The organism is Pandoraea pnomenusa (assembly GCF_040391475.1).
GTDB classification, from domain to species: domain Bacteria; phylum Pseudomonadota; class Gammaproteobacteria; order Burkholderiales; family Burkholderiaceae; genus Pandoraea; species Pandoraea pnomenusa_C.
Map to the genome: position 1 here is coordinate 322,119 of NZ_JBEBXS010000002.1, position 22,359 is coordinate 344,477.

The 22,359-nt window shown below is 57.8% G+C and carries 18 protein-coding genes; 13 read left to right on the forward strand and 5 right to left on the reverse strand.

Going from position 1 to position 22,359, the window contains the following annotated elements:
• Positions 1-205 precede the first annotated feature (205 nt).
• Both ABWO90_RS04030 and ABWO90_RS04035 read right to left on the reverse strand, forming a co-directional pair.
• A complete protein-coding gene (locus ABWO90_RS04030; protein WP_353189906.1) occupies positions 206-712 on the reverse strand; it encodes a MarR family winged helix-turn-helix transcriptional regulator in 507 nt (168 codons plus the stop codon).
• Positions 713-833: 121 nt separating this feature from the next.
• A complete protein-coding gene (locus ABWO90_RS04035; protein WP_353189907.1) occupies positions 834-1,640 on the reverse strand; it encodes a nuclear transport factor 2 family protein in 807 nt (268 codons plus the stop codon).
• Between the two features lie 714 nt (positions 1,641-2,354).
• Between ABWO90_RS04035 and ABWO90_RS04040 the strand changes: the two genes are divergently transcribed.
• From ABWO90_RS04040 to ABWO90_RS04055, 4 genes are all read left to right on the forward strand, one after another.
• Positions 2,355-3,329 (forward strand): SphA family protein, encoded by a 975-nt coding sequence (locus ABWO90_RS04040; protein ID WP_353189908.1) that lies wholly within the window; start codon positions 2,355-2,357, stop codon positions 3,327-3,329.
• A gap of 295 nt (positions 3,330-3,624) precedes the next feature.
• Positions 3,625-5,085, forward strand: coding sequence for a carotenoid oxygenase family protein (locus ABWO90_RS04045; RefSeq protein WP_353189909.1), 1,461 nt, complete (start codon positions 3,625-3,627; stop codon positions 5,083-5,085).
• Positions 5,086-5,164: 79 nt separating this feature from the next.
• Positions 5,165-6,574 carry an aldehyde dehydrogenase family protein gene (locus ABWO90_RS04050; protein ID WP_353189910.1) on the forward strand — a complete coding sequence of 470 codons (1,410 nt, stop codon included), beginning with the start codon at positions 5,165-5,167 and terminating at the stop codon, positions 6,572-6,574.
• A 149-nt stretch (positions 6,575-6,723) separates the two neighbouring features.
• Complete coding sequence (locus ABWO90_RS04055; protein ID WP_353189911.1) at positions 6,724-7,386, forward strand: DUF2306 domain-containing protein; 663 nt, start codon at positions 6,724-6,726, stop codon at positions 7,384-7,386.
• A 1,124-nt stretch (positions 7,387-8,510) separates the two neighbouring features.
• Here the strand turns inward: ABWO90_RS04055 and ABWO90_RS04060 are convergent.
• Both ABWO90_RS04060 and ABWO90_RS04065 read right to left on the reverse strand, forming a co-directional pair.
• Positions 8,511-8,771, reverse strand: coding sequence for a helix-turn-helix domain-containing protein (locus tag ABWO90_RS04060; RefSeq protein ID WP_353189912.1), 261 nt, complete (start codon positions 8,769-8,771; stop codon positions 8,511-8,513).
• A 1,262-nt stretch (positions 8,772-10,033) separates the two neighbouring features.
• Entirely contained in the window at positions 10,034-10,549 is a 516-nt protein-coding gene (locus ABWO90_RS04065; protein ID WP_353189913.1) for a DUF6471 domain-containing protein, read from the reverse strand.
• A 778-nt stretch (positions 10,550-11,327) separates the two neighbouring features.
• Here ABWO90_RS04065 and ABWO90_RS04070 point away from each other — a divergent pair.
• The 4 genes from ABWO90_RS04070 to ABWO90_RS04085 all read left to right on the forward strand — a co-directional run bounded on the left by ABWO90_RS04070 (position 11,328) and on the right by ABWO90_RS04085 (position 15,074).
• Complete coding sequence (locus ABWO90_RS04070) at positions 11,328-12,344, forward strand: hypothetical protein (RefSeq protein ID WP_353189914.1); 1,017 nt, start codon at positions 11,328-11,330, stop codon at positions 12,342-12,344.
• Positions 12,337-12,759: a hypothetical protein gene (locus ABWO90_RS04075; protein ID WP_353189915.1), complete on the forward strand. Its 423-nt coding sequence runs from the start codon at positions 12,337-12,339 to the stop codon at positions 12,757-12,759. Before ABWO90_RS04070 ends, ABWO90_RS04075 begins: the two co-directional genes overlap by 8 nt.
• Positions 12,752-13,417: a hypothetical protein gene (locus tag ABWO90_RS04080; protein ID WP_353189916.1), complete on the forward strand. Its 666-nt coding sequence runs from the start codon at positions 12,752-12,754 to the stop codon at positions 13,415-13,417. The genes ABWO90_RS04075 and ABWO90_RS04080 overlap by 8 nt, the downstream gene beginning before the upstream one ends.
• Before the next feature lie 715 nt (positions 13,418-14,132).
• Positions 14,133-15,074: a hypothetical protein gene (locus ABWO90_RS04085; RefSeq protein WP_353189917.1), complete on the forward strand. Its 942-nt coding sequence runs from the start codon at positions 14,133-14,135 to the stop codon at positions 15,072-15,074.
• 589 nt (positions 15,075-15,663) lie between these two features.
• On the opposite strand, the gene ABWO90_RS04090 is transcribed toward ABWO90_RS04085, so the two are convergent.
• On the reverse strand, positions 15,664-16,866 hold the full coding sequence (locus ABWO90_RS04090; protein ID WP_353189918.1) for an ammonium transporter: 1,203 nt from the start codon (positions 16,864-16,866) through the stop codon (positions 15,664-15,666).
• Positions 16,867-17,188: 322 nt separating this feature from the next.
• Between ABWO90_RS04090 and ABWO90_RS04095 the strand changes: the two genes are divergently transcribed.
• The 5 genes from ABWO90_RS04095 to ABWO90_RS04115 all read left to right on the forward strand — a co-directional run bounded on the left by ABWO90_RS04095 (position 17,189) and on the right by ABWO90_RS04115 (position 22,230).
• Positions 17,189-17,488, forward strand: a complete 300-nt coding sequence (locus tag ABWO90_RS04095) for an antibiotic biosynthesis monooxygenase family protein (RefSeq protein ID WP_353189919.1) — start codon at positions 17,189-17,191, stop codon at positions 17,486-17,488.
• Between the two features lie 185 nt (positions 17,489-17,673).
• The gene (locus ABWO90_RS04100) at positions 17,674-18,405 is read left to right on the forward strand and encodes a FadR/GntR family transcriptional regulator (RefSeq protein ID WP_353189920.1); all 732 of its coding nucleotides are present in this window, start codon (positions 17,674-17,676) and stop codon (positions 18,403-18,405) included.
• A gap of 88 nt (positions 18,406-18,493) precedes the next feature.
• Positions 18,494-19,906 (forward strand): FAD-binding oxidoreductase, encoded by a 1,413-nt coding sequence (locus ABWO90_RS04105; RefSeq protein ID WP_353189921.1) that lies wholly within the window; start codon positions 18,494-18,496, stop codon positions 19,904-19,906.
• A 114-nt stretch (positions 19,907-20,020) separates the two neighbouring features.
• Entirely contained in the window at positions 20,021-20,911 is an 891-nt protein-coding gene (locus tag ABWO90_RS04110; RefSeq protein WP_353189922.1) for an amidohydrolase family protein, read from the forward strand.
• A gap of 89 nt (positions 20,912-21,000) precedes the next feature.
• Positions 21,001-22,230: an MFS transporter gene (locus ABWO90_RS04115; RefSeq protein WP_353189923.1), complete on the forward strand. Its 1,230-nt coding sequence runs from the start codon at positions 21,001-21,003 to the stop codon at positions 22,228-22,230.
• Positions 22,231-22,359 lie beyond the last annotated feature (129 nt).

A 22,359-nucleotide genomic window follows, 5' to 3' on the forward strand; every position in this document is an offset into this window, starting at 1 on the left:
TGTTTTCCCCCGGACAAGTTAGGCGTTATGCCTGCGCTTTGAGGAGACCCATGGGCGGGCAGGTACTGGTTGCCGCAGCCGACTTTGCGAGTGGCTGGCCCTTTTTGATGCAGCGGCGGCGCGCGCGACGGCGGCCAAATTGCGGGAGTTTAGAGCAAGCGGGCAGGCTATGGCGATGGAGGCCCCCACCGCCGCCTACCAATTTTTAGGTCTCGGCTGGGTCATCCGCAGCAAGGATTTCCCTTAGGTTTGTATCGATTTGCTTGAGCATTTCGAACAGAGCGGGTCGGTCGACGTTGCGCAGAATCTTCTTTTCGCGCTGAAGGGCGAGCGGCTTAATTTGCGTTTGGAGTGCACGGCCTTGTTTGGTTAAGGCGACCACCATGGAGCGCGTATCGGTCGGGTGGGGTTGACGTGCGACGAGCCCTTTGTCCTCAAGCTCCCTCGTCAGTCGACTAATCCAGGCCTTGTCGACCATGCATCGGCGGCTGAGCTCAGCGATAGACAACGCCTCGCCGGCATGCATAGCGCTCAGAATCCTCAAGTCCGTCAACCTCAGTCCAGTGGATTCGTAGGAGCGTTCGGTCAGCCGAAAGACTAGCTCCGCGATTCTTGCGAGTCTAACCGCTGCAAGGTCATCAAGCTTCCTGTCCAGTTCAAGCGGTGAATCATTGCCGGGGGCACTGCGACGGGATTTGGTAGGAGCAGTCATCGTTATGAGGAGACGAGGCGAGCTTTGGGCGACAAGTATATCGGATGGGCTTGGGGGCGGGGCGTGCCCCCAACTTGACCGCCCTGCGAGTAAGACAAGGTGCGCAGGCAGGGCACTTTAATTACTGAGAGACCTTTTTTACTTCGCCCAGGCGCTCAACCGAAATCTTGCTGATAAGGCCGCCTTGCAACTGATAACGAACCTCAACCGGCATTTCCAACGCTTCACCTTGCTTCAGCGGGGAAACCACGAATTCAGGTGCATCGTCGACTGCAGTGAAGCGTGCATTTGCCACCAACTTCAATGCGTCGTCCGTCGCAGAAAACTCTACGACAGAGAGTTGCTCGCGCACGGTAGGGAACATCTTGGCGTAGAAGTTCACGATGGCCTGCTTTCCGACGAGGACGGGGGCGGACGGTAGCGCCAGCGTGACGTCCTCATTATAGAAAGCGCTGAATCGCTCCGTGTCGGCGTTCGAAAACGCCGCGAGGTATGAGAGGAATGCAGCCTTCTGGGACGGATGTTGTCCGAGTCGCGGGATGCGAGTAACGCCGCGATTTGGAGCCCACGTCATCGCCTTGAGTTCATGGACCTTCCCGTCCGAGTGCTTATAGGTGACGAAGAACTTAACCGTCACCATGTCCCCGGGAAGCATTGCTCCAAACGGAAAGTCCGCGCGCGGCTTGGTGGCGTGGAAATCCATGTCAACTTCGACGAAGGTCTCGTTGCGCTGCTGCATGACTAACTGTGGCCGCATTCTTTCCAGAATGCCGTTGTGAGCAAAAGCCAAGAATTTGTACAGCCCTGGTTTGCCCGTCACCTCGATGCTGCCACCGGCGAAAACGACGTCATCGGTAAAAAAACGCTCTGTGTGGGCGACGTCATCTCCTTCGTTGAACAGGCGTTCGTACTCTGCGTAATCAAGCATGTTTGTCTCCAGATGTAGTTGGCTTCGCGCGACTCGGTCGCGAATAATGATGTCAAGACAACGTAATATAGCCTGATTCAATTCAAATGTGCACAGATTTAATCTCCGGTGCGGCGTCAAGAGGTACTCGTGAGTGCAGTGGAATGGATTGTCAGATATGAGAGTTCGGCAACTTGGCCACGTTAGGTGGTGGGCTTGCTTTGCGCGTGCGCAATTTTTGATGTCAAAACAACGATATTTATAAAATTCTCATTGGTGCTTACCCTTGGTGTTGCACTGGCGATTTGTTGCTTGATGCAAAGGGGGGGCACCGGAAAACGGCCACTGGTTGGGCGTCTCCGCACGCAATATTTGAACTCGGGGCGGCACGGTCATGCGTGCCCCTTGGATTTCGTTGTCTTGACATCGTTATTGGTTGAAAAGATACTGCCACCACCCCCGCAAAGCGGTATCCGGCGACGCCTCTTTATGCGCATTACACGGCGCTCGAGGCAATCGAACCTAGCCTTATTCGGTGCGAACGGTTTCTCTCGGCTGTCGGTGGCTTCATCGGTCAATTGCCTCAAAAGGGTGGGTGACTGGATGGCCGAAATTTGCGTCTGTCCAACTGGAGGGCTGGTCGCGAGAGGCGTGAGCGGACGGAATCGCTGTGGACATGTGCGCAGCGACGCGGGACATCAAATAAAAAGTTAGATAACAGAACGGAGACAGGCAATGAGAAGTTGGTTTGCTTCAGTGGCGATTGCTCTCGCCATGCTTTCCTTCGCGTCACGCGAAGCTACAGCGTCGGAAGGTTTTGTGTATGGCGGCATCAACGGCGGAGCGGATATTGGTGCGGCCTATCTGCCGCCAGAGCCCGGGTTCTATGGTCTGGTCATTGCGGGCACCGCTCATGCGACCTCCCTTTATGGAAACGACGGGAAGAAGATTGATGGCGCGCAGTTTGGCCTTCACGTCTATTCCGCGCTAGGCGGTTTGATGTACGTCTATCCGTTCAAGCTGGGAGGAGGAACGTTGGCATCGACCATCGTGGAAGGGTTCGGAGGCACGTATTCGCTCACGGCATATGGTCAATCGGGGCGTGCGAGCGGTATTGGCGACCTCTATTCCGACCTGTTGATTTGGAGCAAGCATATCGGCGGAGATTGCCCGGAAACGATGGAGCAAGGGCGTCCAGGTCTTCCGTATGGATTGACTGTGCGATTGGCGTACTCGATGTTCTTCCCGACTGGGGCTTACAACCCTAATAGCGCGGTTGGTTCCTTGGGCCACAACGTCTATTTCTTTATTCCGAACGCATCTGTCACGTATCTCACAGGCCCGAACCGATTCGGTGACGGCACTGAGTTTTCGCTCACGGTTTGGTACGACAAGGCCACGCGCAATCGAGCGACGGATTACCAAACTGGGGACGTCATCGACTTTGACTGGGCCATCAGCGAGCGGATGGGGAAGTGGCAAGTCGGCGTTGCTGGTAACTATGCAACTCAGTTGAACGGTGACCGGAAGTCCGGGCAACTGGTGAATGGAAATGGGGACCGGTTGGGCGCGGCCACGATTGGGCCCGTCGTCGCATATCAAATTCCACAGTGGAAGAGCATCGTCAAACTCAAAGTGGGCCTGCCTATCTGGGCTCGAAATTACAACAACGCCATTACGGTGTATGGGACGTTGATGAAAGCGTTCTAACGCGGTCTTTTTGAGGAAGTCTTGTTGCGAGTGCCCAGAACGTAGGCCGTACGTCGAAATCCTCCTGAGCTTCGATTCTCTGCTCGCAATCAGGAGTTCGTCCCCTTGAAACTTGGTTGACGCATCTGAGAAAGGGAGCTGGAGCAAATGAGCTATGCGCCGTGGGCAGTTCGCAACTCTTGTCATTGAAGTTCGCTGGTGGAGACTTCGGTTTTTTTGTGTTTATTGATGTCTTGACATCTATTGTCGTGCGAGCGCACGATTCGAAAAAAGAGTTACATAGGAGACGCCAGCGATGGATAAAGCTGCATTGGATGTAATTGGCGTGATTCGCTCTGCAGGCCGACCAAGCCGAACTGAGTTTGACATTGAGCGAATTTCGGTCGAAGGGGCATTGCCTGAGACTCTGGACGGCACGTTCTACCGTGTTCTGTCCGACCGACAGTTTCCTGCCCATCTAGGTCCGGACTTTCCGTTCAACGAAGATGGCATGGTCTGGGCGTTGCGATTGAAGGACGGTAAAGCGTCCATCAAGCAGCGCTATGTGCAGACCGACCGTTGGAAGCTCGAGAATGAGCATGGGCGCTCACTTTTCGGACGTTACCGTGACCCTTACTCGGACGAGCCGGAAACTGCTGGTGTGGAACGTACGCTCGCAAACACAGCACCGCTGGTTCATGCCGGGGTCCTCCTGGCTATGAAAGAAGACGGGCCAGCATACGGACTGGACCCGGTCACGCTTGAAACTCACGGCATTTGGGATTTTCACGGAACGTTCAGGAAGCGAGTCATTGCAGCCCACGCGCGCGTCGATAGTGAGGGGCGAATGCACGCTTTTGGTTATGCCGACGACGGTCTGTTCGCCCGGGACATCACGTATTACGAAATCTCTCCCGAGGGACGCATTGTGCATGAGGTGGCATTCGAACTGCCCTACATGAACATGCAGCATGACGTATGCATTTCGGACGACTACGTCATCTGGGCTGTGTCGCCGCTCGTGGGTGTGGGCGATGAGAAGCTCCGCGAAGGTGAGCGCTTCTTCGCGTGGGAAAGCACGCTTCCGCTTTACCTCTGTGTCCTCCCGCGGGGCGGTGCTCCTGAGGATGTACGATGGTTCAAAAGCAATAACCGATTCATCTCGCACAATCTAAACGCGTCGAACATCGGCTCGACTATTACGTTTGACACGTGCACCTCAGCAGGCAACGCCTTCCCGTTCTTCCCCGAGCTCGGCAAGCCGTTCGACCCGACCCAGTCGAAGACGTATCTCACGCGAATCACGATTGACTACGAGCGCGGCGCCAAGCATTGGTCCGATGCGCCTGAGTTTTTGAGCGAGGAGCGGTTGAGTGATTTCGTTGGGGAGTTCCCGAGAATTGACGACCGCTTTAGCGGCAAAGCAGTCAAGAACGGTTGGATGTTGCGATTCGAAGGGACGCGCAATGCGTTCGCCCACGTTGACTTGAGTTCACGCAAGACGACGGTGCACGAGGTGCCGGCGCACGTCGTTATGCAAGAGCCGGTGTTCATCCCGCGTACCCCGAATGCATCGGAAGGAGATGGGTACGTAGCTGTGGTGATGAACGATACCGTTAGAAATCTCACTGATATCGCATTTTTTGAAGCAACTGACGTTGCGAAGGGGCCCGTGTGCACACTGAAATTGCCCCTTCAGATTCGCTCGGGATGGCATGGATGGTGGGCCGATGTGAGCGAGACGACTAAATCAATTTCCGCGCCTGCCGCCGCCTGAAGCAGGTGCGCTTAGTTGAGCGACGGTAAGTCCCGCTCAACGAGCGGGAGGTGGAAATGGTTACGAATAAGAGGAATAAATGGACAAAAATTTCAAGCTGTTGATTAACGGTCAACTCGTGTCTGGCGATATGTCGATGCCAGTTATTAATCCCGCGACCGGGGCAGAGTTCGCGCAATCTCCTCGCGCGTCTCAGAAGCAACTGGACGAGGCCGTGCGTGCGGCGAAGGCCGCCTTCCCTGCGTGGTCACTTCGACCCATCGGCGAACGGCGTGAATTGCTGCTTTCGCTCGCCTCGGAGATGGAGAGACGAGCGCCGGAATTCGCGGCGCTGTTAACGAAAGAGCAGGGAAAGCCGTCAAATCAGGCAATGTTTGAGTGCCTGGGATGTGCATACATCGCGCGTGGCATTTCGCAGTTCACCATCGAATCGTCTGTGTTGCAGGACGACGAGACGAAGCGTGTAGTGGAGTATCGTCAACCGCTGGGCGTGGTCGCGGCAATCACGCCGTGGAATTTCCCGCTCATTCTTCTGTTCAATAAGTTGGCGCCGGCACTTCTGGCGGGTAATACGTTGGTCATAAAGCCGGCACCGACGACTCCGCTGACGAGTCTCCTTCTCGGCGAGGTGTGTGCCGACATTTTCCCGCGGGGCGTTGTGAACGTTATTGCTGACGCGAATGACCTCGGTGCGGCCCTGACTCAACACCCGGACGTCGCAAAGATTGCCTTCACCGGCTCAACGGCAACGGGGATGAAGGTGATGAGCAGCGCTGCAAGCGGCATCAAGCGGGTGACGCTCGAGCTCGGTGGAAATGACGCCGCGCTGGTGCTCGAGGATGCAGACGTCGCCGAAACCGCTCGCAAGGTGTTTGACGGAGCGATGCTCAACGCCGGTCAGATTTGCGTGGCCATTAAACGTGTGTATGTCCCTGACGAGATGTACGACGCGTTTTGCGCTGAGCTCGCACGGCTCGCGATTGAGATGGTGGTTGGCGATGGAGATGCCCCTGCAACCCAGTTGGGCCCCATCCAAAACCGGGCACAGTTTGAAAAGCTCTGTGACCTGCTTGCGGTTTCGCGCCGCGAAGGCAATGTTATCGCGGGCGGGGAGCCTCTCGCCCGGGCCGGCTACTTTATTCCTCCGACGATTGTTCGCGACATTCCGGACTCTGCCGAAATCGTGCAGGAGGAACAGTTCGGGCCCATCCTTCCGGTCCTGAAGTATTCGGACGTATCCGATGCCATCCGTCGAATCAACGAAAGCAAGTACGGCCTCGGCGCTACGGTGTGGGGGAAGTCGGTTGCTCGCGCGGAAGCGGTGGCGTTGTGCATCGACTCGGGCTCCATCTGGGTAAACAAGCACATGGACATTGCTCCGAACCTTCCTTTCCGCGGATTTAAACAATCCGGCTTGGGCGCGGAACTTGGGCAGGCTGGCTTGGATGAGTACACGCAGGCGAAGGTTGTGAACGTCGCACGCGGTTAACTCCACGCGCGGCTGCTGAACGTCCAGGCTGTCCAGGAAGGGATGGCCTGGGGCCCGGAAGCTCTGTCGCTCTTAACTTAGGGAGGCATGGCTCATCCAGTGCAACGAACAAAGATGTCGAACGGGTAATAAAAAACGCGAGGGAACTCATGTCAGCCAGTATCATCGCCAGCCCCCAGTCTGGCAAAAATAAACATCGTTTGGGCTGGGCCGTGATGACGGTCTTTGCCTTTTTGACTGCAATCTACACGTTGATTTTCCTCTTCGGAAATCCACCGGGCGACCCCGTCGTGAAGCAGAAGATGCTGTCTTCACCGCTCGGATATATTCACGTCCTCGGCGGCATGTTGGCGATGGTAATCGGCCCATTTCAGTTCTTGGGGGCGTTGCGACGTCGCCACGTGAAGTTGCACAGATTACTCGGAAGTATTTATCTCACAGCGGTAATGCTTAGTGCCTTGTGCGCGTTTCAGTTGACTTGGGGTTCGCTGGCGAACATCTATGGCGATGTTGGATTTGCTCTGCTGGCTACGGCATGGTTGCTGACGGGTATTCAGGCATTTCGCGCAATTCAGGCTCGTGACTTCCAGTCGCATCGCCGCTGGATGATTCGCAACTACTCGTTGACCTACGCTGCTGTAATGCTGCGCTGGCAGCTCCCCGTCTTGATTCTGGCCGGCGGCGTAGAGCCTTCGCTGGCTTTGAGTATTACGGGCTTCTCGTGCTGGATTCCCAACCTGCTCTTCGCTGAATGGTGGATTCGACGCGGTCGAAACATTCCGCCGGTTCCAAGGGTTGCTGCAGTTTCGTGAACCCGGATAGCGGTGTTCTCTATTGGGTTCTGTTGAGTTTGATTTGAGAAGGCCTCCAGGCTTGAGCGGTACATCTGTCCCTGAGTGTTCCAACAAGGCGTGTAGTCCAGTTGGTGTTCGTACGAGAGACGGCCGACGTAGAGCCTGGAGTGTCGGCGGATGCTCGGGCAGGCAAGAACGGCCGAGGAGGTGCGATGTCAGAACATCAATACGTGGCGGGAGATTTTCACGTCACTGTTTTCTCCATTCAACTACGCGATGGCCACTTTCGTGCTGGGGTCGTTGTCAGGAGAGTTGGAAAATTTCAGCCGCTGCATCGGAAGGAGCTGTACGACCAGTGCTTCACGACTAGGTTAGCTGCAAGAGAGCATGGCGAAGTGTACGCGGACAACTGGTTAAGACACCCGTCCTGAGGGCTAGGGAATCCACCATGGGAACGCTCTCGCCTGGTTGCTGGGGTCTTGCATGGCGCCAACCTTACCGCCGGCACCGCAGTGCTTCCGTTGCGCTCTAAGGAACTTCGAATTTCGCGCGAGAATGGCCTTGGCTTGCCCAACCATCAAAAGGGCAAGCCAGTCTACGCTCGAGGTTCACCTTCACAATGCCGCTCAATGCAGATACATCCGCGTAAGCGTGGAGTGGTTCTTTGGCAACCAGGGAGCGCTGCTGGGTGAGCATCTCCCGTCTGAGACAGCTCGCGCCGTGCGGAGCGACGTGTGCCCTCATTTGGGAACGATTGGCGAGGTGCAGCGGTTCTTTGGGGAGATGCTTCGGAGAAGCTGCAGCGTGCTGAGCAATGAGGCGCTTCGCGTGCGAGGCCAGGGTTGTCTCAGACCCGCGTGTCATGGGGTTGAGCCTCCCCGAGCGTTGGATTACCGAGATTACAAAGATTATAAAAGATTAGGAGCTGTGGATATCCACACAAAACGCCCACTACTTTCTGCTAGATTTTTTCGTGGCCGAGGGGCAATTTACTACGCACGGCAAGCTGGGCTACTACGGACGGCAAGTAAACGTACTATGGACGGCAAGTAAAACTACTACGGACGGCAAGTGAGTGGTGATGGTTATCACCAAATTTGGTGCCCTCCAGAGAGGCATTGCCACGGCCGCCTGCCGCCGGCTCACTCTTCGTCTGCAGCCGCGGCTTGGTATGCCTCTATCGCAGCTTGTTGCTCGGCTTGATACGTCAGCACCGAGTCTCTGCTCACGAAGCTGTTGTTCCCGGTTACGTGGTGCAGCTTGAGTTTGCCCTGGTCGATGAGCTTGGCGATGTGCGGCCTGGATACGAACAGTACCTTCGCCACATCCGCCATGGACATGAACTCGTCGTCTCTAGGGCTTGGACTGCGTTCTCGAATCGACTTCCTCTCGCTGGTCGACATGGTGGTGTCCTTTGTGGCCGATATACGATTCGAGCCTAGACTAAGCGAGCGGAAGCAACGAGCAGCGGCTACATATCGGGAGGGTCATCGTAGTACCCGACCAACACGAACAGTGCAGTGAACTCGTGCGCGCATCCTTCGCGAACGAACTCTTGGTGGACGGTCTTCGTGCCAACCGCGCATACCCCCATGGTTAACCTGGTCGATTCGCACTTCGGGAAAAGCTAATTCGCCGTGCGAACAACGCGGGACTTCCATTCATCCGAGTCCATCGTGGTACCCCCGTTTACATCCAGCAGTTTTACGACATTTCCTTTTCAGACGCAAAAAGTTGGCCCACGCCACGAAAGACCTGGCTTCTCGGACGACGCCTGAAGAAGCCTCGCGCGCCATTCGTTCTTCGCGCGCGCCGCACTGCGGCTTTGACCAAATGTCCCAGCTGTTGTGATGGTAGTCTGAGAATCTCTTCAACCGCATTCGGTGGAAGTACACATACCATGTGCGAGAGCCGAATAATCGCCGTGCGGGTGTTGGTATCGAGGGTTCTGATAGGTCGTCGAGCCCCAATGCGGCGGTAGCGAATGGAGGCGCCGTTTCCTCCACCAAGACGCATATATGTGACGCCGAGGCCGGATACCGGGACACACGTTGCGGTGGGACATCTCATCCGCAACATCTTTCCAGCTTTCGCTCGCTTATATGGTGTTGTCATTTACGGCTCCATCCAGCGGGCCGGGGGGAGGAGTCCGTACGCTAGGAGCTCCCCGGAGAACCGGGAGGGATGAAGCTGCGGTCGGTGGGCGCACGTCTTGCGTAATCAATCACGCTGTCAGTGACATCCTGGTGCATTCGCACGTCGTTTATCGAGCACCACTGGTCCCAAACATAACGCGCGTCCGCCGAGTCTCCTGGGCTTCCAAGCAGGTGGTAGACCCGACCTGACCGAGTGACGCCGCGCATCGATGTCGCATCGAATTCTTGGATGGCTGAGCTGACCCTGCCGGTGAAGTCTCGCGAGTCAGCGCCAACAAAGTGACGCGTTCCTGCGTCGATTTCAACAATCTTCCATTGCACGAGCGTTACGCTAGGCTCCGCATCGACTGTCCAGCACATCCATAGCGGCATGGCGGCCTCCACGGCGGCAACCTTGTTTTTCGCCGGAACGAGGCTTGGGTGCCGCAAAAAACAGACGAAAATATGTCCGCTTTTATTCTAGGAGATGGTGCTGAAATGGCAAGCGGACGACGGTCTCGGTTCGTCCGTCACGAGCGTTGTAGGGCCAAGGATTGGCCGACCGCTATCAGGTCGTCGTAATCAATAAATCGGTCAAGGCTCAAGCTACCTAGTGCAAGGATGCACTGGAGGAACTCGGGGAGCGAGATGGTGCCTTGGTCGATGTGCGCGGCTAGGGTTTTTTCGCTGAGGCTCGCGCCGAGCTGAACCATGCGCTGCGTGAGCTCGTCGACCGTTAGTGCTGGGTGCCTGGATAATTCGACTTCAAGAACCGCAGCAGCGCGGCGTTCCCAGCTGTCTCGGAGGGCAAAGGCGTTGAGCCACAGTCGGGGTACCGTCGAATTTGTGACCTGCAGAATCTGAAGCAGCATTGATAGCTTCACTCGACCTCGCGTCACGCGTAGAGCAAGTGAGCGTTCGTTTTCGATGGCGCCGACGGATTGTAGTGCCGTAGCTAGTTCGGCATATCCCATCCCCTTGCGCGCGAGAATGACTCGAATGACGCGAGCAGCCATATCCGCCCAAGTGGTATCGACCTGGCTCACAGGGTCCATTGCAGTCGTGAAGTGCCGAAGTTAACTGAAGTATAAATTGCCGAAATTTATCACCCATTGCAACGCTCAGATGACGCATAGCGTGAAATCAGGGGCGATGTCAGTGAATTCTACTGTTTGAACGAGAACGTGGGACTTGCAGCAATGGGCTGTACAGCTGTCCCCGTTATACGTCCGGTTCCAAAGCACCATTGTGACAAGACTTATGCCGGTCAAGAAAAGCGCCGCCGCCAAATCCAGAGCCGAGACACAAACTCCACTTCTGAAGGACACGTCATTGGTAGACCCTGCTGCCTGGCATTCCCATGTTGCACGTCCCGCTCCATCAAAATGGTACGTGGACCAAGCAGGTTGTGAAGCATTGCTAAGCGTCAGAGTCCACATAAGTGGTGCGGCACATAGTTGGGCTATATCAACGCGTGCTTAACTTTTTAAATGCTTCGCCCGCAGTAGGCAACAGCCAGTCGTCATTCGCGATACCTCCATGCTGGCGTTTGCCAAACCGCTTCGGCGTCGTCTCTTTGTCGTAAAGCAGCAGGCCTCTTCAGTTCTTTGGTGACGGGAAATAGGAGGCACCGTGGCAGCTCACTCGGCCGCGCCTGTCCACCGTTAGAAGTAGAAGCGTTTGTATAAATATTTGGTAGGTATACTACGGAAAAAAAGTGGTATATCGAAAAACAGAAAAACTTGAGGCCAGACAATGAAAGCGCTGAGGGCACAGATTGAGCTGTTGGTCGGGGATTTGAGGCAGGTTACCAAGTGGAGGCGGATGGCTGACTTTGCTGGGGAAAACGGGTTGCCTGTGACGCGGACTTGGGCTCCGTTTCTCGAAATGGTTTTTGAGAAGTACACCAGCAAAGCAGACTTGCAAGCCGTGGCAGATAAACTGGAGGATTTCTATCGGCATCAGCTTATCTGCTCCGATAGGATGGTCACGTTCTTCCATCCTCATGAAAAGTTCGGAAAGCAACTCTACGCAAAAGTGGAGAATGCTGAACCGATGGAAAGTGCGGCGAGCAAGCATTTTCCGGCGCTCGTTCCCGAAGCGAAACTCAAAACTGACGTCCCGAAAATCCCCACTTTGGTGGGGCGAGGGGCGTCCCCGGACGGGCGAGTTTGCCTTTTCTACTTGTCCGGCAGATTTGTCGAGGAGCGCGAAAAGTACAAGCGGGATGAGGTCGCAGATGCGGTACGGGAAGCATTTCAAGACTTCGACGAGTTCATCGCCGTGAAATTGAAGTTCCGCCAATGCATCGACAGCGTCATCGTTTCACCTGATGGCAGCGTGCAGCTTCGGATGGACCTTCCGACACTGACCAACGTGGACTATGCGGAGATTTGCATTAAGAGCACGCTGGGGCAGTTCCACGGCGACTTCAGTGGAGCCAAGGGTGAGCCTCTGGTCGGGGACCGCGTGAACCTGTTTAACGCCATCGGAAATATCTACAGGACGACCGGGCTGGGCCGGGTCAGCGAGCTGGGTTTCGAGACGCCGACCGATTCCGTCAAGGTAGAAAAAATGCGGAACAAGGACTCGGATTTGCGCGAGGAGTTGTATCATAAAGCGGGTAAGGTCGGCCTAAAGAACTTGGCAGAAATCGTTCCTTACCGTCTGGCGGTGCGCTTCCAGTCGCAAGTTGGGAAGCACCCTGTTGAACTGTCTCTCCCCGGGTCGTTCCGTGAGTTGGCGAAGGCAACTCAGCGGCTAGAAATGGCAGCCGTGAGCGGATGCGTGCTCGAGGACGACTTCAGTACGATAGTGCAGACCCTCCTCAAGCATGTTTAACCTTGATATGAACAGAGCCGACGCAATAAAGCGAGTTCAGGTGGTTTGGGAGGACACTCCTGCCGCCACGCTATGCGTCGCGATTGTTGACGCAATCGCGGGGGGGGTCCTCGAGCGTCTCACATTCGGTCAACTGTATCTACTCGCAAAGAAGAGTAAAGCCGCGGACGCTGATATTGCTCGCGCGCTTCAGTATCTTACGGGGAGCGATTTGCATCTGCTCGATACTGAGTTCGAGTTTATCGACGAGAACGAGGAAACGTTCTACTTCGATTCCGAAGAGATAGGTGTCGCGAGCCGCGAAGGTGCGCTGTTTCATCCAGAGACAGGCGACTCCATCGAGAATTATAAGGACCGGCTCTTTCCGACATTTGTGCCCTCCTCGTTGGCGAAGGAAATTTCGTCGAATGAGTGAGCTCAGCTATGTACTTCCGACAGGTGAGGGTGACCGTCCTGTCAGTCTGAAGGGTTATGAGGCGCTGATAGCGTTGGCTGCCGGCGGCAATCGGATGGCTCGCCGGGTGACGACCGACACCCACGAAGAGTTTTTGAATGTCCTGTACGAGGACCTGGACGAGATTATCTGCGACTTGGAGGGGCGGAAAAAATATTTCGCCGACTCGAGCGAAGACCAAGTCTCTGATGCCATCGTTGCAAGTTTGAATCAGTACGGGTATTTGGCCAGTCACGACAAAGACCATAGTGGGCACGTCGACATTACCGTTGAGGTCCGCCACAAGCGAAACTTTAAATGGCTCGGGGAAGCCAAAATCGACCATGGCCCGAGTTACTGCTGGGGCGGGTACCTACAACTTACTACGCGGTACAGCGTTGCCCGAAATGGGGCGGATGCTGGAGGTATTTTGATTTATCTGCAGGGCTACGATAACGCCGCAGATAGGTTGGAGAAGTGGGCCGTCTATCTCGAAAATGAAAAGGGAATCACATGCGACCGCACTGACGCCGGAAGACCTGGTTTGGCATTCACGACGTCTGAGATTCATACCGGTACGGGTGTGCCTTATTACATTCGACACATGATTGTGTTCCTGAGACACGACCCTCAGAAATAACTGGGCGTGCCTTTCAACGCTAACACGATTTAGTCGACTTCTTCCCGTCAGACATACTTCGACTAGAGTGAGCTATGCACGCGCTTCTCACGCAGTTAATGGACGATGGTGTTGCGGACCTCGGAGTTGTTTGGCAAGACGAGTCCCCGGCAAATGTGGCAGACGATATCGCTCGTGCCATCTGTGGAGCCCGTTTCGGGGAAATTGAAGTTCTGCGTCCAGTCGACGAGAATGTGCGAGGCGCTAATACATATAGCGGCAACTATGGACGGAACAGCTTCCCTTTGCACACCGACCTCGCCCATTGGCATCGGCCGCCACGGTACGTGATGTTGCGGTGCGTCGAGGGAGCTCCTTCCGTTTCAACGCGAGTCGTTGACCGGCGTAGCTTGTCTCCGTATTTCAAAGAGCATGAACTGCGACGAGCTTTGTTCACGCCTCGCCGTCCCATTGAAGGCAGGCGATGCCTGTTATCTGCATTGGCTGGCGAAGTATTTCGTTGGGACCCGTTATTCCTCTTGCCGAAGAACAAACTGGCTGAAGCCTTGGTTTCGGCGTTGCCGGAGCTCTGCAACGAGTTGCCAGCGAAAGAATTCCTCTTGAACGAAAGCGGACACACCTTGTTGCTCGATAACTGGCGAGTGATGCATGGACGTAGCAGAGTTCCCGCCTCCGAAGCTTCGAGAGTGATTGCTCGCGCATACTTGAGCTGACCATGGCACAGAAAACACCAAACGACTGGGCAAGCGAGACGTTGACGGCGAAGGCGGTTCAGTATGCTGAGCTAATGCTTGAGCAGCCGAGAGACGGGTGGCAATTCGGCTTTTGGTCTGCCTTGTGCCTTGAAATGTTGCTCCGCGCCACCCTGGGTTCCTTCTCTACGGTGCTTCTTGCTGACGCCAAGGACTGGAATAACCTGTTGTTCGCTCTGGACATGAAAGGGAGTTCGGCAAAAATTTCCCCCAAATCGATTGATGCGAGCGAGGTAATTTCCCGGCTAGAACAATTGTTGCCGACGTTCACTCGCGAACTCGCAAATTTTTGCGTAATACACCTTCAGCGAAGGAATGCTGAACTGCACTCCGGAAGTTTGCCATTCGAGGGGCTCTCAACTTCGTCTTGGTTACCTCAGTTCTACGAAGTCGCGAAGGTGGTTCTGACTCGGCAAAACCTTGCATTGTCGGACGTGTTTGGCAAAGACGAAGCATCAACGGCGGACACGCTCATCGAGGCCATCAAGGACGACGCGGCAAAGGCGGTCAAAGGAACCATCAATGCTCACCAAACCATCTGGCAGGACAAGCCAGAGGAAGAGCGCAAGGCGCTCGCTGAGGCTGCCGAAATCAAAAATACCCGAGCCCTTGGCCACCGTGTAAGTTGCCCCGCATGTGGTAGCGTTTCGCTACTACATGGGTCTTCTGCGGGGTCGGAGACTCAGAACTTTAAGGACGGCCTCATTGTGGTTCGCCAACCAATGCTGCCGTCGTCCTTTGAGTGCACGGCTTGTGGGTTGAAAATCGTCGGATACTCGAAACTCAGTGCTTGCGGTCTTGGTGGAACCTTCACATCGACGTCGACATTCGAACCAGTCGATTACTTTGAGGACGACTTTCAGTCTCAATACGCGGCGAGCTTAGAAGAGGATAACAACGAGTGAAGGCCGTCGCTTTTTCGTATCAGATTTGATGCCTGTCGAGAATAACGCGGACACTTTCGGATTGGGTGTTCGTGCTCGAATGGGTATGGCTGCGATACCCGCCCATCGAACCTGCAACGCATTTCGCGCTATACGTTCATTCAAGCGTCGCCACCAGGATGGGCACGCCTCTGCGACAGCGTCGTTGGGTGCATCCCGTTGACTAGGGGGCTATTGGGGCAGGTCTCGTGGTGCGATTTTGAGACTCTATTGCGAGCTGGGCCAAGTTGTGAGGCCTGCTGTTGAGCCGGTTTTGGCACGAACTGCCGTCGCCTTTCGGTGCCGGTTATGGTCGAGTCGACAGCGTAGTCCGCGCTTTGATTGGCTGTGTTGCGAAAGAAGAGTGGAATACGGCACCCTAAAAGGACTGAGACGGCGCACTTTGTGCTGAATATGAGTTTTTACGAAGGCTCTCCGCATAATGCTCTTAGGGAGGTCCACCACGAATACTGTGGGTAAGGGGGCTGGTGCAGACGTTGCGCCAGCCCCCTTTCTGTACCGGACAGGTTCAATTTTATCTGGACAGGTTTAATTCTTTTTTATCAGCATTTCACCAGTTCGTCTCACGCTCCGGCGTCGCCGTGATCTTGTGGATGGAGAGGTCGGCGCCGTAGTACTCCTGCTCGTTGTCGAGGCGCAGACCGACGAGGCGCTTGATCACACCGTAGACCAGATAGCCGCCGGCGAATGCGATCGCCACGCCCATCACGGTTCCCACGATCTGGGAGGTGAAGCTCACGCCGCCCAGGCCGCCCAGCCACGTCTGCCCGAACAGGCCGGCGGCCAGACCGCCCCAGATGCCGCATACGCCGTGCAATGGCCACACGCCGAGCACGTCGTCGATGTGCAGACGGTTCTGCGTCACGGTAAAGAGCTTCACGAACAGCACCCCCGCAACGGCGCCGACAACAAGCGCGCCGAGCGGGTGCATCACGTCCGACCCCGCGCATACCGCCACCAGCCCGGCGAGCGGGCCGTTGTGAATGAAGCCGGGGTCGTCCTTGCCGATCCACATCGCCGCGAGCGTGCCGCCGACCATCGCCATGAGCGAATTCACGGCCACGAGTCCGGAAATGCCGCCGACGCGTTGCGCGCTCATGACGTTGAAGCCGAACCAGCCGACGATGAGAATCCACGCACCCAGGGCGAGGAACGGGATCGACGACGGCGGATGCGCGAGGACTTGCCCTTGCCCGTTGTAGCGTCCGCGCCGCGCGCCGAGGTGCACGACGGCGGCCAGTCCGATCCATCCCCCGACGGCGTGCACGACGACCGATCCCGCGAAATCGTGGAACGGTGCGCCAAACGCCTGCGTGAGCCAGTCCTGAATGCCGAGATGACCGTTCCAGGCGATGCCTTCGAAGAACGGGTAGATCACGCCGACGAGGAAGAACGTCGCCACCGACTGCGGATGGAATTTGGCGCGCTCGGCAATGCCGCCCGAGACGATGGCCGGGATGGCGGCGGCAAACGTCAGCAGAAAGAAGAAGCGGATCAGCTCGTACCCGTTGTGCTGCGAGAGCACGGCGGCGCTCGACCAGAAATCGACGCCGTAGGCGAGCGGATAACCGATGAAGAAGTAGGCGAGGCCCGAGACCGCGAAGTCCGTCAGGATCTTCACGAGGGCATTCACCTGATTCTTCTTGCGAACGGTCCCGAGTTCGAGAAACGCAAAGCCGGCATGCATGGCAAGCACCAGGATCGCGCCGAGCAGCAGGAACAGCACGTCGCCGGGTGTATTGGAATTGGGCATGAATGTGCTCTTTGGTGCAAACGAGAAGAAGAAAGAAGATATGCAAGAGCGATGCCAGCAATTTCCAACCCATTGATTCACTTCGGTGTTTTATTGGATGAAGCGGTCCGGGCATGCGGACTGCACGCGGATGGTGCCGTGCAGTGGCAGGCGTGCGTAAATTTCGTGCGCGTCTTGGGTGGGTGAGGGAAGGGGGCGCGGAAAGGCAAGCCGCTGTCACACGCGATGCGTCGCGCGAACGCGCGGTATAGAATCGAGCGTTCTCTTGGTGCCGGGCCGGATACGCCGGGGCGGTGCCGACACACACTACTGAGGAAACCCCATGATCTTCGAAATTGCCCAGATCCAAGTGAAGCCCGGCAAGGAAGCCGACTTCGAACAAGGTGTCGCCAAGGCGGCACCGCTGTTCAAGGGTTCAAAAGGCTGCCACGGTATGCGTCTGCTCAAGTCCATCGAGGAGCCGACGCACTACAGTCTCGTGGTGACGTGGGAAACGCTGGAAGACCACACGGTTCACTTCCGCGGCTCGGAAGCATTCACGCAGTGGCGCGCGCTCGTGAGCGACAGCTTCGCTGCGCCGCCGAACGTGAGCCACGTGACGGAAGCGCTGATCGGCTTCTAAGTCCGGCAGCAGGCCACGAACACGCGCGGCCGCTCAGACATCGAAAAGCGGCAGCGGAGTGAACCTCCGCTGCCGCTTTTTCATTCAATGGGGATAGGTGAGCGAACCTAGGGTTAACTCGGTGGAGATTGTCAAAAGTTTTCATATAACATGCAAACCAGAAAAGAATGAGATGACGTAACAGGATGACGACCAAGCCCAAAACCCTGACCGAACAAGTCGCCCAGCAATTGCAGGACGCGATTCGGCAAGGGGTCTACCCCGTCGGCACGAAGCTTCCGACCGGCAAGCAGCTTTCCGAAACCTATGGCGTGAGCCAGGCGGTGATCCGCGAAGTGACGGAGCGTTTGCGTGCGCAAGGGCTGATCGACAGCCGACAGGGCGCGGGAGTGACGGTCAAGGCGCGCACGCCGTCGAGCGGGTTCCAGGTGCCCGTGGGGCAGGACGCCGCCGATCTGGCCAGCGTCTACGAGTTGCGTCTCGATCTGGAGAGCACGGCTGCGGCACTGGCTGCGGTGCGTCACACGGACGAAGACATCCGGCGGCTCGCCGGCATTCTCGAGAAGCTCGAAGCGAATCTCTATCACGCGGACAATGGCGTCGAATACGACACCGCCTTTCATGCGGCCATCGCCCGCGCCACGCACAACCGCTATTACGCCGATCTGCTCCAGTATCTGAACCTGCAAATCCGTCAGGTAGTGCAAACGGCGCGCGAGAACACGCTGCGTCACGAAGGATTGGCCGCGCAGGTGCATCAGGAACACGTGGCGGTCTTCAACGCCATCAAGGCACGCGATCCGCTGCTCGCGCGTGCCGCATCGCTTTCGCACTTGTTGCGCGCGTCGGCGCGTCTCGGGCTGACGTTGCCCGGACGCGATGTCATTACCGGCGCGATTGCGCCGACGCGTTGGTAAGTTCGCCCGGCGTTTCCGTCATTCAGCAACGTCGCACTCCCGGCTCATCGACTTCGGCCGCTACCCCCAGCCTTCGCCCCGTAACGCCATGACCATCACTGCCTTCGCCCAACGTCTGATCGACGCCGTCGGTGCCGACAGCGTCTTCACCTCGACCGACGATATCGCCCCCTGGCTGGCCGACTGGCGCGGCATGTACCGCGGGAACGCCCAGGCGGTCGTTCGTCCGCGCACCGCGCAGGACGTCTCGAAGATCCTTGCGCTGTGCCAGAGCACGGCCACCCCGGTCGTGCCGCGTGGCGGCAATACCGGCTTGTGCGGTGGCGCGACACCCGACACGTCGGCACAGAACGTGGTGCTCAGTCTCGATCGCATGAACGCCGTGCGCAGTCTGGACACCATCGCCAACACCCTGGTCGCCGAGGCCGGTTGCATTCTCGAAGATCTGCAACGCACGGCGCGCGACGCCAATCGTTTGCTGCCGCTGAGTCTCGCAGCCGAAGGTTCGTGCCAGCTCGGCGGCAATCTGGCGACGAACGCGGGCGGGGTGAACGTCGTGCGCTACGGCATGACGCGCGAACTGGTGCTCGGTGTCGAAGCGGTGCTGCCGAACGGCGAGATACTCCACGGCCTGCGCACGCTTCGCAAGGACAACACCGGTTACGACCTCAAGCAGTTGCTGATCGGCTCGGAAGGCACACTCGGCGTGATCACGGCCGCCGCCCTGCGCCTGTATGCGCCGACGCCCGTGCGTCAGGTGGTGATCGCGGCAGTCACATCACCGCGTCAGGCGCTGGAACTGTACGAGTTGCTATTTGCAGAGTGTGGTCCGCGCATGCAGGCGTTCGAGTTCTTCACCGGCGAGTGCGTCGATCTCGTGATGGCGCATGTGCCGGGCGTGCGCGCGCCGTTTGGCGAGCGCCACCCGGGCTACGTGCTGGTCGAACTGGCCGATACGGCCGACGAGCAGGCGCTCGCAGCGTTGCTGGAGCGCGTGATCGAGGCAGCCATCGAGCGCGACCTGTGCGCCGACGCCGTGGTGTCGTCCACGCTGGGACAGGTCGAGGAGATGTGGAAGCTGCGTGAGGAAATTTCCGAAGCGCAGCGCGCCGACGGCTTGCACCTGAAGCACGACATCTCTTTGCCGATCGAGGCCATTCCGGATTTCATGACGAGCGCCGAAGCGCGCGTGCGAAGCGTATGCCCGCAGGTGCGCCCGTTCATCTTCGGTCATTTCGGCGACGGCAATCTGCATTACAACCTGTCGCGCCCGGCCGGTGAAGCGAACGACTTCATGGCGAAGCATGGTGAGGCGATCACCGCCGAAGTGCTCGACGAAGTCGCCCGTTACGGCGGCAGCATCAGCGCCGAGCACGGCATCGGGCAACTCAAGCGCGAGTACTTCGCCAAGTACAAGTCGCCGCTGGAATTGCGGCTGATGCGTGAGATCAAGGCCGTGTTCGATCCCGCCGGCATCATGAACCCGGGCAAGTTGCTGTAACCGTTTGTCTTTCTGATCGCGGGGTACGCGCTGCCATGGCGGCCGCCCCGATTTAGCCCCCCGGCGTGAGCCCGACGCATCGATTGTCGCCCTCGCGCCTCCTGAGGAGTCGACATGACTGCAATTCCCGCCGCCGGCGCGCCGCTGTGCCTTGGCCCGCTTCCGGAGATCGATCCGCCCACGTTCGAGGTGCCGTTCGGTGCTGTCGACACGCACGCGCACGTGGTCGCGGCGAGCGACGCGTACCCGATGGTGCCCGAGCGCAGCTACACGCCGCCGCCGGCACCCGAGGACAAGTATCTCGCCATGCTCGATGCCACCGGCATGACCTACGGCGTGCTGGTGCAGATCAGCGTCTACGGCACCGATAACCGTTACATGCTCGAGACGTTGCGCCGCAATCCGGATCGGTTGCGCGGCATCGCGGTCGTCTCGCCCGACGTGACGGATGCAGAACTCGAAGCGATGCATGCCGCAGGGGTTCGCGGCCTGCGCATCAACGTCCTGTTCGGCGGTGGCATCGGTTTCACGGCCATGGAAACGCTCGCGCATCGCATCAAGGACCTGGGCTGGCACATGCAGTTCCTCATGGACGTGAATGCCTTGCCCGAGCTCATGCCGCGCATGACCCGGCTGCCGGTACCGGGCATCGTCGACCACATGGGGCATACGCCGGTAGCGCAGGGGCTGGAGGCGCCGGGCTTCTCGGCGCTTCGCTCGCTCGTGCGCGATCACGGTTACTGGGTCAAGCTCTCGGGCGCGTATCGCATCAGCGAACGCTTTCCGACGTTCGACGACGTCACGCCGTTTGCGCAGGCGTTGATCGAAGACGCACCGGATCGCATGGTCTGGGGCAGCGACTGGCCGCACGTGTCGCTCACGCGCATGCCGAACACGGGCGCGTTGCGCAATCTGCTGCCGCAGTGGGCGCCCGACGCCGATACGCGTCGCCGCATTCTCGTGGACAACCCGGCGCGGCTGTATGGGTTTCCGGAGACGAAGTAATTTCCGCAGTTGACTGAGCACAGACGTTTTCACCACTTTCGGGCGCATCCCGCGCTCATGCAGGACCAGAGAGACAAAGGGGAGGCAAGATGGATTGGTATCGCCAGATGAACAAGACCGAGCGGCGCACGTTTATCGCCGCGTTCGGCGGCTGGGCGCTCGACGCGCTCGACTTCATGGTGTTCACCTTCGTGATCACGACGCTGATCACGATTTTCAATATCGACAAGGCGCAGGCCGGCATGCTGGCCACCGTCACGCTGTTGTTCTCCGCCATCGGTGGCTGGCTGGCGGGCGTGCTGGCGGACCGCTATGGTCGTGTGCGCATTCTGCAGGCGACCATTCTGTGGTTCTCGGTGTGCACGATCCTGATCGGCTTTGCACAGAATTTCGAGCAGATCTTCGTGCTGCGTGCGTTGCAAGGGCTGGGCTTCGGCGGCGAGTGGGCCGTGGGGTCGGTGCTCATGGGCGAGATCGTACGCACCGAGTATCGTGGCCGCGCCGTCGGTACGGTGCAGAGCGGCTGGGCCATCGGCTGGGCGGTAGCGGCGCTGTGCTACACGGTGTCGTTCTCGCTGCTGCCGGAGGAGTACGCGTGGCGCGCGCTGTTCTGGATCGGTGTGATCCCTGCGCTGTTCGTGCTGTTCATCCGCAAGCACGTGCCCGAGCCTGAACTGTTCGAGCGCACGCGCAAGCAGGAAGAAGCCGCCGCCAAGCGCACGTCGGCATGGGCGATCTTCTCGCCGGCGCTGATCAAGACCACGTTCCTCTCGGCACTGCTGTGCACGGGCGTGCAGGGCGGTTACTACGCGGTGACGACGTGGCTGCCGACGTTCCTGAAGACGGAGCGTCATCTGTCGGTCATCGGCACGGGCGGATACTTGCTCGTGATCATTCTGGGCTCGTTCATCGGCTATCTGACGGGCGCGTATCTGACCGACCGGCTTGGGCGTCGCGCGAATCTGCTGATCTTCGCCGTGCTCTCGGGCGTGAGCATCTACGCCTACACGCAGTTCCAGTTGAGCAATGACCAGATGCTGATCCTCGGCTTCCCGCTGGGTTTTGCGGCGTCGGGTATCTTCAGCGGCATGGGGGCCTATCTGACGGAACTGTTCCCGTCGGCGGTACGTGCCAACGGGCAAGGCTTTGCGTACAACTTCGGACGCGGCATCGGCGCGCTGTTCCCGAGCCTGGTCGGCTATCTCGCGAAGACGAGCGGACTGGGCACGGCAATCGGCATGTTCGCCGGGGGCGCGTATCTGGTGGTGCTGATTACGGCATTGCTGTTGCCCGAGACGAAAGGGCGCGAAATCGAGTAAGTTCATAGGTTCGCGGATGGCGGGCGCCGTAGCGACAGCGTGCCATCCGGTTTTTCTGAATCAAGGGAGTTCCGCATGAAGATCCTGGTACCGGTCAAACGGGTAGTGGATTACAACGTAAAGGTTCGG